Raw genomic sequence first — 12452 nt, 5'->3', positions numbered from 1 at the left:
GTCTTCGAGCGTTGCCGACTCAGAAGGCTCCTCATCGCGGGAGAGTTCGACGCCTCACGCCACAACTAACGCTGAAGCGCCTCGAACGTCCCACCCCTTCGCCACACTCCTCCTCATGAGCTACGCGCTGCGTCACGTCATCCTGGGCACCGAGAGAGCGGAGAGCTGGCCCGCCCTCGAGGACGCGCTCCAGCTCCTCGGGTTGGTCTCGGACACCGTCGAGCTCGAACAGGAGCGAAGGGTCGAGGTCGCCCTCCGTACGGAACCCCCACAGCAGGTCCGCTTCTCCATGGCGGACGCGCACGACACGAGCTGCTCCTGCGGGGAGAACTCCATGGCCAGACCATGTCCTCATTACGTGGCCGCCCGACTCGTCTGGGAGCACGAGCGCGACGAGGACGGTGAGTTCGAGATCCTCTTACGGCGCACATCAGCGATCGCGGCACTCGGCGCGGCGCGTGCTGCGCTCGTCGACACCTACCTTGCGCTGGATGACGCGGGTGACCCGATGGGACTCGAGGACCTGTTGTGGGACCACCCCGGACCCGAGGCGGCTATGGAACATGCTCGGGCGATGGTGGGACGCGCGACGGACGAGCAGTTGAGCCGGTTCCTGCTCAGTGCGATCGAGGTCCCGCTGGGGACGACGCGACAGGCGCCCCTGCGCGAGGAACTCCGGACCGCCATCGTGCTCGGCGAACACCTGTCCAGGCCGGTCGACCCGCGGGCCCCTTCGGCGAACGCGCCCGCGCTGATGGAGATCTACGGGCGATTGCGGCGCGCATTCACCGATGTCGACGTCAGCTCCGGCGAACTTCTCGCCTCGTTCCGCGCAGTGTGTCGAGCGCTGGGAACACTGGTCGGCGCCGGGGAGATCGCAACCGAGCCATTTCGTCGCGCACTTCTCTGGGACGAGCTGGCGTCACCACCGCTCGACTTCCCACTTCTCGGAAGAGTCGCGGTGCTTCTCGACCCCACCGGGCAGCGGCTGTTCCGGCCATTGATCGAAGAGCTCGAGGAGGGCGCCAGGCCGATGCCGATCTCTTCGGCGGTGGGTGCGGTCGCGAAAGTCGGCTATGCCGGAAGGGTCCTCACTCATCGTCTCCGTGCGGAGATCGCGTACGCAGGTGAGGCGTCGGGGTCACTCATAGGAGCCCTCGAGTCCTGGCCTGCAGCTCCGTACGGAGAATTCCTCGCCCGCTCTTCGCGCCGGCGGTCATTGACCTTCCGCCTGGCGATCGCCGAGGCGGCGCGTCGTGCCCGGCGCCTCCGCTGGGCCGACGATCCTGGTCGAGTCAGTTGGTCATCCGGAGAGGGCGGCAAGCATCTGCATCTCTCGGACATCCCGCTGACGCGTGATCCGCGCATCGAGGAGGTGCTGCTTCGCCGCATCCACGACGACCGTCCCGGAGACCCCGCTTGGGCGGACGTCGCGATCGGAGACCTTATCAATCTGCTGGCAGGTCTCGGCCGCGTCGGCGAAGCCCGTACTGCCCTGCTGGAGCACGCGCGGCATGATCCTGATCCGTATCACCGGGATGAATTCTCTCGGATCTGGACGAGCCTCCAGCTGGGGGACGGGCTCAGCGACGCATCGACGGCCATCTTCGGCGCATGAGCAGCGCTGGAAGCTGGAGTCGTCCCTCTCGCCCTCGAACGTCTCGACGATCTCGGTGAAGCCACCTCCGATGTCTGCCCTCCGTGCCACCATCTGCTCATGAAGCCGCCGAAGCTCGTCGCCATGTCCAACCACACGACCGAGAACCGCGCGATCGCCTATGTCATCGCACACGAGCGTGCCGCCGGCCGCACCGCCGAGGACGCCCGCCACATCCCAGGCAGCCTCTTCGACGTCGAGAGCAGGGATGATGTCACCGGCGAGAAGCGGCTCATCGAGATCAAAGCCTTCGGCGGCACCGGCCGCGGCGACTTCCTCTGGCTCGAGCCGAATCAGGTCGAGGCGCTCGAGCAGATCCCCGGCTCCCACCTCTACCTCGTCACCAACGTCCGCTCTGCGGACCCGTCGGAGATCCGGGTCCTCGACCTCACCGGTGAGCAGCTGCGCGCACGACTGAAGGCGAAGCGGGAAAAGCACTACTTCGAAGTGCCGATGCCGGTTGCCGTCTACGACGACCTGCACGCCGACGCCATGGGCCCGCCCACCGCGACCGGCACCGAGTTCAGCCTTCAGGTCCTCGAAGCAGTCACCGTCCTCCACCAGCGCGGCTATCACCGGATCCGTTTCGTCGCGATGTGGGCGCCCAACGGTCTCAACGTCCGCATGTTCGTCGGCCGCGACAGCGAGGTGCCGGGCGGGCACCCGCGCGAGGAGTTCTTCGACCAGATCGCGTACACCTCGCTGAACGACGCCGATGAGCCTGCTCGGGACTTCGCCGGCACCTCGATCCCTGCCTGGTGGAGCGCCGAGATGATCGCCGATCAGCTCCTTGCTGCGCTCCCGCCGATAGAACCCACTGCGGATGACCCCGCCTACGTCACCGAGCTCCAGGAACTCTTCGAGCGCCATGGCGCTGTCGGCACAGTCCCTCTCACCGAGAAGGATGAGTACTGAGACGAAGTCGGTGTGACAGGCCCTGTGCAATGCACGACACGTTTGTGGGCACATGTAAAGTTGATGGTTAAATTGCTTTTGGTGTCGGCGTCGGTTCGGCACTGCTCGCCCGCGCTCCGGGCTCAACTCTTGGGGGAAGAATGACCGTGACCACTGTGGGAGGCCGGACCGACTCAGTGCTCCGTCGCCTTGGTCGTCGTGCAGGTGGCGTCGTGCTGGCCGTCGCATTCGCGGGAGCTCTCGCGGCCTGTGGCTCGGCGGATTCCCCGGAGGCTCCGGCCGCCACGGCCGCTGCAGGCGCGAACGAACCCGTCGAAGCGGCCGAGTCCGTTGAGGACAAGGCTGAAGCGCCCGACCTCAGCGGCGTCTGGCACTCCACCGAGGACAGCGTCTTCGTGCAGCGGGCGACCATCGCGGGTACGGCGATGACCATCGATTGGGTGCCTCAGGACGGGACCCCGGACTCGCGGCTCTACTGGGCCGGCTCGTTCGAGGGCCCCGAGGCAGAGGGCTCGTACACATGGACCTCCACCAATGACCACAGTCGCACCGGTTCAGAGTTGCTGGCCTCCAGCGACGACACCAAGGACTTCACCTACGAGGACGGGAAGATCAGCTACGAGGTGTCGGCTCTGGGCGAGTCCGGGACCGTGACGCTCGAGCTGACGTCGACGGAGGTCCCCGCTGACGCGGTCACCTCCGTCGAGAAGGGCGAGATCGAGGTGCTCGAGTCGGGGATCGCAGTGGACGGCGACTATGCCTATGCGAGCGCGATGGTGAAGCACGAGGGCCTGACCGGCGAGTTCGCCACCGTCCTCTTCAACGTCTACGACGACGAGGACAACCTGGTCGTCTCCCAGGAACAGGTCGAGGAGCTCGGGACCGAAGGCACGACCTTCCCGATCGGCACCCATATCGAGGTCCCCTCCGGCAGCACCCTGGCACGCGTAGAAGCCACTGTGAGCGCGAGCGAATACGGCAGCAGCAGCGAGGCACGTGCAATTGTGGCTCCGATCGAGTCGTCGGCCGATGCCCCGCAGTTCCTCATCCAGAACACGACCGAGGAGAACTGGGAGGATCCGCGGATTCAGATCCTCTGCCGTGACGATGCCGGTGACATAGCCGGCGGCGGCTCGGAGTATCCGACGATGATCCCGGCCGGTGGGGAGTTCATGTTGACGGACCTGTCGCTGATCACAAGTGGCGACGCCACTACCTGCGAGGCGTACGTGATGCTCTCGTTGCCGATGTGACGACTGGGCTGCTCCGCCGCTGAGCATTCTTCAACGCCCTCCCTACGGCTCCGCCGCAGGGAGGGCGTTCGTCTGCCATCACCCTGTCAGGGCGCCACGCATCGCTGGTCAGACCTCACCCCTTCCGCGACCGCACTCCGAACACCCACGCCAGCGCCACCACGATCCCGTTCAGCGGCGCGACCCCGATCCCGAACTCGTTCGAGATCCAGGCGCTGAGCGACCCGAGCACGTGCGGCACCAGCGTGAGGACACCACCGGCGTTCCGGACGCAGTCCACCCCGTGCTCCACTCCGAAAAGCCACATACTCTTCCCCATGCCGCCCACCACCGAGAACTTCCAGGTCGATCTGCGCGGTATCGTCGAGATCCTGTCGCACAACCTGTACTCGAGTCCGCGCGTGTACGTGCGCGAGCTGATCCAGAACGCGCGGGACGCGGTCGTGGCGCGCGGAGAGCACGGAGACCTGCCGCCGATCGAGCTGGTCGTGGACCCGGTCGCGGGGGCGCTCACGGTGCGAGATCACGGCATCGGCCTCACCGAGGCGGATGCGCGGAGCCTGCTCTCCACGATCGGCGCCTCCAGCAAGCGGGAGGAGCTCGCCGCGGCCCGGCGCGAGTTCCTCGGCCAGTTCGGGATCGGCCTGCTGTCCTGCTTCCTCGTCGCGGACCAGATCGAGGTGACCTCCCGCAGTGCCCGCGACCCGGGGGCGCAGACGATGCGCTGGGTCGGCCGCGGCGACGGCACGTTCACGGTGGCGCCCGCGCCGGAGCCGCTCGCCGAGCCGGGCACCGTGGTGCGGGTGCATGCGCGCCCGGATGAGGCGGAATGGGTCGGCGCCGGCCGCGTGCATCGTCTCGCTCACGAGTATGCGGGCCTCCTGGCCGTCCCGATCACCGTCGCCGTGGCCGGTGATCCGCGGCCCGCGGTGCGGGTGAGCGGGGATCCTGCCCCGTGGGACCTGCCCGACCACGGCTCGGCCCTCTGGTGCGAGGACGCCTTCGGCTTCGCGCCGCTGGCGAGCATCCCGCTGGACGTGCCGATGCTCGGCATCCGAGGCGTCGCCTTCGTGACCGGGGAGGCGACGCCCGGGCGGGGACGCGCGGGGGATCGGGTGTTCTCCCACGGCATGTCCGTCGCGGCCGACAACACCCAGCTGGTGCCCGAGTGGGTCACCTTCGCACGGGTCGCCGTCGAGGCGGGATCGCTGGGCCTCACGGCCTCGCGCGAGTCGCTGCACGATTCCGGTGCCCTCGCCACGGCCCGTGAGGAGATCGGTCGTCAGGTCCATGCGGGCATCGAACGGCTCGCCGCCGGGGATCCCGTCGTCTTCGCGCGGTTCGTCGCCGTGCACGGGCAGAGCCTGCTCGCGCTGGCCGTCGCGCATGCGGAGATGCTGGAGTTCGTGGCCCGTCACTTCACCTGGGAGACCAGCGCCGGGGCGATGCGGCTCGTGGAGATGCCGGCGCGGATCACCTTCACCACGGACGAGCGGGAGTTCACCACCTACGCGCCGCTGGTGCAGGCGCAGGGCGGGCTGCTCGTCAACGGCACCTACACCCATGGCGCCGCGATGCTGCGGGCGTACGACGGGGCGCAGACCCGCCTCATCGCGCGCGAGTTCGAGCTGGCGCGGCTGCTGGAGGATCTCCCGGCCCCGCCCGGGGAGGACGCCGTCCTCGCCGGGCAGATCGGCGATGCGGCGCGTGCCGTGCTCGACGCCTTGGGTGTCGCGGCCGAGGTGCGGGCCTTCCGCCCGGTGAGCCAGCTCGTGCTCCATGTCCCGGGCCGCGCTGCGGGCTTCGTGTTCGAGGAGGTCGAGGACGATCCGTGGGCCGACCTGCTCGGCGGCGCGACGCCCCTGGACCCCGTCGGCCCCGCGGACCCGCGGCCGACCCTCGTGCTGAACCTCCGCGCCGAGGCGGTGCGCGCCCTCGGCGGCGGGCTCGCCCCGGCCACCCGGGCCGAGGCGATCCGTGCCCTGCATCTGCTGAGCCTGCTGCAGGCCGGCATCCGGCTGCGCGCCGAGGAGCAGGCAAGCCTGGCCGGGGCGCTCGAGACCCTGCTGCTGGCAGCGGCACGCACCGAGAACCGCGCCACCGACAACCGCACCACCGAGGGCAGGGGATGACGATGATCCGGTATGACGAGGTCGCCGATCTCACCGGCGAGCAGGCGCAGCGCGTGCAGGCGCTCATCGACCGCAGCAGCGAGATCTGGGACATGCCCGATGACCTCGAGACGATCCGCGCCTGGGAGGAGCAGATCGCGGACTGCGAGGCGGAGGGCGTGCCCCACCTCGCGGCGAGCGCACGCTTCGGCCAGTACGCGATCTACAGCACGGGCGGCATGCCGGCGGAGGCTCTGGACGCGTACGTGCGGCTCATGCAGATCGTCGGCCGCTACGGCGACCACATCAACCCCGAGAACCGGCGCGGGTTCCTCGGCTCCGTCGCGGACCTGGTCGTCACGGTGGCGAAGGATCCGTCCCTCGCGCGCCCGCAGCTCGAGAGGATCGTCGACCTCGTCGAGCAGCAGACGGTGAAGCACGGCGACGACCTCGCGAACGTGGCGCTCGCGCGTGCCTCGCTCGCCGTCGAGTTCGGGGAGCAGGAGCGCGCGCTCGCTCTGCTGGACCAGTGGCAGGGCATCGGCAGCCCCGACTGGCCCCCGTTCGACGCCAACACCGTCACTCGCGAGATCATGCTCCTCGAGCACTTCGATCCGGCCCTCGCCGCGGCGACTCTCGCCCGCCGCTTCACGGCGATGGGCGTCCCGCCCGGACCGATCGACATGGACCGGCGCGACAGCATCCAGCTCGTGCTGCTGCGGACGGATCTGGGGTCGCTGTCCGCGCGCGCGGGGCAGAAGGACGTCGCCGCCCGTATCGGGGATGAGCTGGTCGCCCAGTTCGGCATCGACCGCCTCGTCCGGTCCGCGGAGATCCAGGATCTGCTGCTCGTGCTGGAGCATCGCCCGGAGGACGCCCGCGTCGCCGCCGACTTCGGTCTCGAGAACAGCAGCCTGGACCACACCGAGTGGCGGCTCCAGGCCGCCCTCGCCCGCAGCCGTGCCCTCGAGGACCCGACGGGCGAGGAGGCGCAGCTGCTGCGCGCCCTGGCGACGGAGGCCGCCGCGGCGCACGACGCCCGCGGAGGGACCGACGTCCACACCCGGGAGCTGCAGGACGTCTGGTTCGCGGGCCTGGCACCCGCCACGCCCGTGACGCACGGAGCCGACGCCGACCCCGAGGCGCTGGCCGAGCGGATCCTGCGCGCCGGGTGGATCTCGAGGCGCACCTCGCCGGTGACGGTCGAGTCCGTGCCCTTCTCGCTCAAGGACCGCTACATGGCGCTCCATGAGCAGGCGAGGTCGGTCCTGGAGGCCGGTTCCGAGGAGGAGGCCGAGGCGATCGTCGCGGCCACGATCGCCCGCAGCCGCGAGCTGAGGATGCCGGCGGCGGAGTTCGTCGCCCACCTCATGCACGCCTTCCAGGCCTATCAGGCCGGCGACCACGTGGCGCTGGTGCTGCGGTACGAGAGGGCGCAGAGGGCCCAGGCGCTCGCACCGGACGGCGTCGACCCGGCCCTCGAGAAGGCCGCCGCGGGGCTCTTCCTCCCGGTGATCCTCACCGCGCTGGATCTGCCCGCGATCCCGCTGGACCGGATCGAGGAGATCGTCACCGCGGAGGTCGCTCTGCGGGCCGTGACGGGGATGCCGACCACACCGATCGCCGTGGCGCAGCTCGCCCGGGCGGTCCACCTCGGGCAGTCTGCTGAAATCGGTGCGCTGTTCGAGGAGGTCCGCACTCGGCTCGGTGCCGAGGCGGGGGACGTGGACCCCTTCGACGTGCTGCTCGATCTGGCGCGGATCCTCGCACCCGTGGACGTCACAGCCGTGCCAGGGATCGTGGCCGGAGTGCTGCGTGCGTCGAACGATCCGGCCCAGCAGCGGGCGGCGCTCACCTGGACCGTCTGGGGGGCGCTGCGCGAGGGAAAGCCCGTGGAAGAGGCCGCCACCGCCGTCGTTGCGCAGCTCGAGGAGGTCGATCGAGACCTCGAGGAGTTCGGGGACGTGCCGGGATCGGTCCTGCTCGAGGTCACAGCCCGGGTCCCGGGGGTGCTGGGATGGCTGGTCGATGCCGCACTCGCGGACGCGGCCCCGGGGGACCCGAACCATCTCGACACCGCAGCCGGGGCGGCGCGCGTCCTGCTGGACCACGCACCGGCCGACGAGCGCGGCCCGCGGCTGCGCGACGAGGCGCGCGAGGTGGCTGCGGCGCTGGACCGTCGCAACGGGAGCACCGTGCAGTCCGAGCTGCTGCGCACGAGGTTCTTCCCGACCGAGTGAGGTGACCGGAGCTCCTGCTCCCTCAGAGCATCGCCGTGAGAACGCCGCCATCGGCGCGGACGGCAGCCCCGTTCGTGGCCGACGACCTCGGGCTGGACAGGAACGCCACAAGATCCGCGATCTCCGTGGGGTCGAGGAACCGCTCGAGCAGCGTCGTCTGATTCTGCGCGATGATGGCCTGCTTGACCGCCTCCGGGGGAGCGGACTGCGCCTCTGCGATCGACCTGACGGTCTCGTCGACGCTGTCCGAGTAGGTGGGCCCGCCGAGGACAGTGTTGACCGTGACGGAGGTGCCGCGGGTCAGCTTGGCGAGTCCGTTGCCGAGAGCGATCATCGACGCCTTGCTGGTTCCGTAGTGCACCATGTCGGCGGGGATGTTCACTCCCGATTCGCTGCTCACGAAGATGATCCGCCCCCACCCTCGCTGCAGCATGAGCGGCAGCAGAGCGCGCGAGAGCCTGACGCCGCTCATCACGTTGATGTCGAAGTAGCGCTGCCAGTCGGCGTCGGTGATCGCGGCGAACGCCTCGAGACCGAAGATCCCGACATTGTTGATCAGGATGTCGATGCTCCCCAGCTGGGCGAGCAGGAGGTCGACGCTCTCCGAGTCGGCGAAGTCGGCGGCGATCCCTGCAGGGTTCGTCGCCGGGAACTGCTCCCGGAGGCGCTCGACCGCGAGCTCGACCTTCTCGGCCGTGCGGCCGTTCAGCACGACATCCACGCCCTCGGCTGCGAGAGCCTCTGCCGCGGCGAACCCGATGCCCTGGGTCGAGCCGCTGATGAAGGCCCGCCTGCCTGCGAGGTTGAGATCCATGTGCGACCCTCCGGTGCGTGCTCGTTGACTTGCTTGCGCAAGTGACCGTAGCTCAGCATGACGTGCCCGAGCAAGCGAATGCGCAGGAGGTGGGGCCGGGCTGTGGCGTACCCTTGAGGCATGGAGACAGTAGAGGCACTCACTGCCCGAAGCGGCGTTGACCTGGGTGTATGGGGGCCGCTGGCGACTCTGCTCGAGCGCCTGCCGGCGGCTCTGGACCAGCAGCTGCAGCGCGACAGCGGGCTCACCCACTTCGAGTTCGGAGTGCTCTACGCGCTCGAGCGGGCGCCGCAGCGGGAGCTCCGTCTGAGTGTGCTCGCCGGGTACTCCAACGCGACGCTGTCGCGACTCTCCAGGGGAGTGACGCGCCTGGAGGATCGAGGATGGCTGCGGCGCGAGGTTGATCCCGACGACGGCAGATACACCCTGGCTGCCCTGACGGACTCCGGGTCGGCCACGGTGCGCGAGGCTCTGCCCGGGCATCTGGCGCTGGTGGAGCACCTCGTGTTCGGTGCCCTCACCAAGTCGCAGGTCCGTACCCTCGGGCAGGCCTGCGAGCGCATCAATGCACGAGCGTCGGACTCTCCGCCGTGGACGGCGAGCAGTTGAGCGCCTGAAGCGACCCAGGCCCTTCTGCCTGGGATGCAGCGGAGCCTGGTCTCGCCCGTCGGCCGACTACCGCCAGGAGTGCTCCGGCGCGTACCCGAGCACGCGCCGGGCCCTGTCGATCGAGAGCAGGGTGCCGTGGCCGGCGATATCGCCGTGCACGGGAACATCGGGGAACACCTCGGCGACGAGGTCGCGGTTGTCGCGGGTCATGACGGTGTCCGCCGCGGCGACGATGAAGCGGTCGAAGCCGGTCTCGGCGTGCTCGAGGGAGCGGCGCACGGCCTGGGCGGCGTCGCGGCCGTCCACATAGCCCCACAGGTTCCACTTGCGGGCGGCAGGGTCGGCGTCGAAGTCGGGGAAGCGGGCGTAGTCCTGCTCGTCCATGACGTTCGAGAAGCGCAGCGCGATGATCTTCAGGTCCGGGTGCCAGCGGCACAGCTGGATCGCGAGCTGCTCCTCGAGGTGCTTGGACAGCGAGTAGTGGGACTCGGGCCGGGCCTCGTAGCCCTCGTCCACCGGGATGTACGGCGGCGGGGTGTCGAAGGGCAGGCCCAGCACCGTCTCGCTCGAGGCGGTGACCACGTTGCGGATCCCCGCTTTGAGCGCGGCGGTGAGCATGTTGTAGGTGCTGAGCATGTTGTTCTGGAACGTCGCCGAGTTCGGGGCGAGGCCCGGGGCAGGGATCGCGCTGAGATGCACGAGCGCGTCGAAGCCGTCCGGTGCCTGCTCGTCGATGCCGGTGAGCGCGTCGAGCACCTGACCGGCGTCGCGCAGATCGATCTGCACGAACCCGGGGCCGCGCTCGCCGGCCCGGTCGAGGTTCACCACCTGGTGGCCGTTCTCGCGCAGGTCGCGCACCACGGACCGTCCCAGCTTGCCGGAGCCACCTGTCACTGCGATTCTCATGCGCTCATACTGCACCCTCGGCGCGGCCGGCGACGCTGCGCCGCCCCAGCACCCACGCCAGCACGAGCGCCACCACGATCCCGTTCAGCGGTGCGATCCCGATCCCGAAGTCGTTCGAGACCCATGCGACCAGGCATCCGAGCACGTACGGGACCAGCGCCTGCCATCGCACCTTCTCCGTGAGCGTCGACAGCTCCGGCTGCCCGCCCCGCCAGCGGGCGATCCAGTCGCCGATCAGCACTCCGCCGAGCGGCGGGATCAGCACGCCCAGCAGGCTGAGGTAGCCCACGATGTGGCCCTCCACGCCGGCGAGCGCCAGAACGGTGCCGATCGCGACGCCGATCATGATGAAGGGGCCCTTGCGGCGGGAGTTCGCGATCTCGGCCCCGGCGACGCCGAAGGCGTAGGCGGCGTCGGCGTTGGACTTCCACAGGTTGCCGAACAGGAAGAACAGGCCCCAGCCGATCATGCCCATGCTCAGCAGCAGGGTGGTGAAGTCTCCTTCGCCGAAGGCGAGCGCGGAGACGGCGCCGAAGAACACCATCAGACCGTTGCCGATCACGAAGCCCATCGCGCAGGCGATCACGGCGTCGCGGCCGCGCCGGGCGAAGCGGGTCCAGTTCGCGGCCTGGGTGCCGGCGGAGGCGAAGGTGCCCACCACGGTGGTCACCGCGGCGGCCCAGGTCATGGTGGTGGTGGGGGCGATGTCGAACAGGCCCCGCACCCCGCCCACCTCGGTCAGCGCCATGCCGGTGATCCAGAATGCGAGGATCAGGATCAGCGGGGTGGAGATGAGGGAGACCCAGTACATGCCCTCGTAGCCGTACAGGGCGGTGAGCATCATCAGTGCGGAGACGGCGATCATCACCAGCGCCGGTGCCCACGCGCGCTCCCACCCGAAGGCGAGCGCGGTCATCTGGCCGATCGAGCCGACCGCCACCCCGTACCAGCCCACCTGGGTGCCGCCCAGCAGCAGGGAGACCACCTTCGAGCCGACGGTCCCGAAGGTGTATCGGGACATCACCACCGTGGTCAGGCCCGTACGGGCGCCGAGGAAGCCGATCGCGGCGACGTAGGCGCCGAGCACGGCGGAGCCCACCAGCAGCACGGCGAGGAACTCGGAGAAGGGGAAGCCCACCCCGATGCTCGCCCCGGCCATCAGCGTCGGCGCGAAGACCGTGAAGCCGATCAGCACCACCGAGATCGAGACCACGCCGCGTCGGGCGGAGCGGGGGACCGGCGTGACCGGGTAGTCGGGATCGACGGGCTGCTCGGCCCCGTCCTCGCGCAGCTCGGCGGCGGTCACCGGGCCTGGCCCTCGGCGGCGCCGAGCTCGTCGGCCTCCACGCCGATGTCCTCGCTCCAGATCTCGGGGCGCTCGGCGATCATCCGCTCCATCAGGGCGATGCACTCCGGATCATCGAGCACGTCCACCACGACGCCCCGCTCGCGCAGCAGGGACTCGGCCATCTCGAAGGTGCGGTTCTCGCCCACCACGATCCGCGGGATCTCGTAGAGCAGAGCGGTGCCGGAGCACATGATGCACGGCGACAGGGTCGTGTACAGCACGGACTCGCGATAGACGCTCGCCCGCAGGCGGCCGGCCTTCTCGATCGTGTCGGTCTCGCCGTGGAGGATCGCGGAGTCCTTCTGCACGCGCTGGTTGTGCCCGGCGGCGAGCACCTCGCCGTCATGGACGAGCACCGCACCGATCGGCACGCCGCCCTCGTCCCAGCTCTTGCGGGCCTGCTCGACGGCGAGGGCGAGGAATCGGCGGTCGTCCTCGGCGGTGGGGGTCCAGGTCATGGGGTGCGTGCTCCTGCGGTCGTCGGGATGGTCGCCCGGCATCGTAGAAGGAATGGCGCGACCGCCGCGTCCCCACCCCGGGGGTGAGACCGCCCTGTGACGGGCTGTCCGCGGAGCGGGAGTCTCGGCCCCGTCCGACAG

11 protein-coding genes are annotated in these 12452 nt (G+C 69.7%); 6 read left to right on the top strand and 5 right to left on the bottom strand.

The features are described 5' to 3' along the window. Positions 1–115: 115 nt before the first annotated feature. The 3 genes from VF289_RS10145 (at position 116) to VF289_RS10135 (ending at position 3825) form a co-directional block, all read left to right on the top strand. Positions 116–1618, top strand: coding sequence for a hypothetical protein (locus VF289_RS10145; RefSeq protein ID WP_330883660.1), 1503 nt, complete (start codon positions 116–118; stop codon positions 1616–1618). Positions 1619–1717: 99 nt separating this feature from the next. Continuing rightward, a complete protein-coding gene (locus VF289_RS10140; RefSeq protein WP_330883658.1) occupies positions 1718–2572 on the top strand; it encodes a protein NO VEIN domain-containing protein in 855 nt (284 codons plus the stop codon). Between the two features lie 212 nt (positions 2573–2784). Continuing rightward, entirely contained in the window at positions 2785–3825 is a 1041-nt protein-coding gene (locus VF289_RS10135; protein ID WP_330883656.1) for a hypothetical protein, read from the top strand. 115 nt (positions 3826–3940) lie between these two features. Here VF289_RS10135 and VF289_RS10130 read toward each other — a convergent pair whose 3' ends face one another. Continuing rightward, complete coding sequence (locus VF289_RS10130) at positions 3941–4144, bottom strand: hypothetical protein (protein ID WP_330883654.1); 204 nt, start codon at positions 4142–4144, stop codon at positions 3941–3943. On the opposite strand from VF289_RS10130, the gene VF289_RS10125 reads away from it, so the two are divergent. After that, positions 4143–5957, top strand: a complete 1815-nt coding sequence (locus tag VF289_RS10125; RefSeq protein ID WP_330883652.1) for an HSP90 family protein — start codon at positions 4143–4145, stop codon at positions 5955–5957. The two genes, VF289_RS10130 and VF289_RS10125, sit on opposite strands and share 2 nt — an antisense overlap. Continuing rightward, positions 5954–8176, top strand: coding sequence for a hypothetical protein (locus tag VF289_RS10120; protein ID WP_330883650.1), 2223 nt, complete (start codon positions 5954–5956; stop codon positions 8174–8176). The genes VF289_RS10125 and VF289_RS10120 overlap by 4 nt, the downstream gene beginning before the upstream one ends. Before the next feature lie 22 nt (positions 8177–8198). Here the strand turns inward: VF289_RS10120 and VF289_RS10115 are convergent, their stop codons facing one another. After that, a complete protein-coding gene (locus VF289_RS10115) occupies positions 8199–8990 on the bottom strand; it encodes an SDR family NAD(P)-dependent oxidoreductase (protein WP_330883648.1) in 792 nt (263 codons plus the stop codon). Positions 8991–9110: 120 nt separating this feature from the next. On the opposite strand from VF289_RS10115, the gene VF289_RS10110 reads away from it, so the two are divergent. Then, on the top strand, positions 9111–9599 hold the full coding sequence (locus VF289_RS10110) for a MarR family winged helix-turn-helix transcriptional regulator (RefSeq protein WP_330883646.1): 489 nt from the start codon (positions 9111–9113) through the stop codon (positions 9597–9599). 66 nt (positions 9600–9665) lie between these two features. Here the strand turns inward: VF289_RS10110 and VF289_RS10105 are convergent, their stop codons facing one another. The 3 genes from VF289_RS10105 to VF289_RS10095 are packed head-to-tail and all read right to left on the bottom strand — an operon-like array spanning position 9666 to position 12311. Beyond that, positions 9666–10505, bottom strand: a complete 840-nt coding sequence (locus VF289_RS10105; protein ID WP_330883644.1) for an NAD(P)-dependent oxidoreductase — start codon at positions 10503–10505, stop codon at positions 9666–9668. Positions 10506–10509: 4 nt separating this feature from the next. Beyond that, a complete protein-coding gene (codB, locus tag VF289_RS10100) occupies positions 10510–11811 on the bottom strand; it encodes a cytosine permease (RefSeq protein ID WP_330883642.1) in 1302 nt (433 codons plus the stop codon). Then, positions 11808–12311 (bottom strand): nucleoside deaminase, encoded by a 504-nt coding sequence (locus tag VF289_RS10095; protein ID WP_330883640.1) that lies wholly within the window; start codon positions 12309–12311, stop codon positions 11808–11810. The genes codB and VF289_RS10095 overlap by 4 nt, the downstream gene beginning before the upstream one ends. Positions 12312–12452: the final 141 nt, after the last annotated feature.

Source organism: Brachybacterium sp., from assembly GCF_036379615.1.
Classification (GTDB): domain Bacteria; phylum Actinomycetota; class Actinomycetes; order Actinomycetales; family Dermabacteraceae; genus Brachybacterium.
Note: the sequence above shows the minus strand (reverse complement) of the source record. Positions and strands in the feature narration are given on the sequence as shown.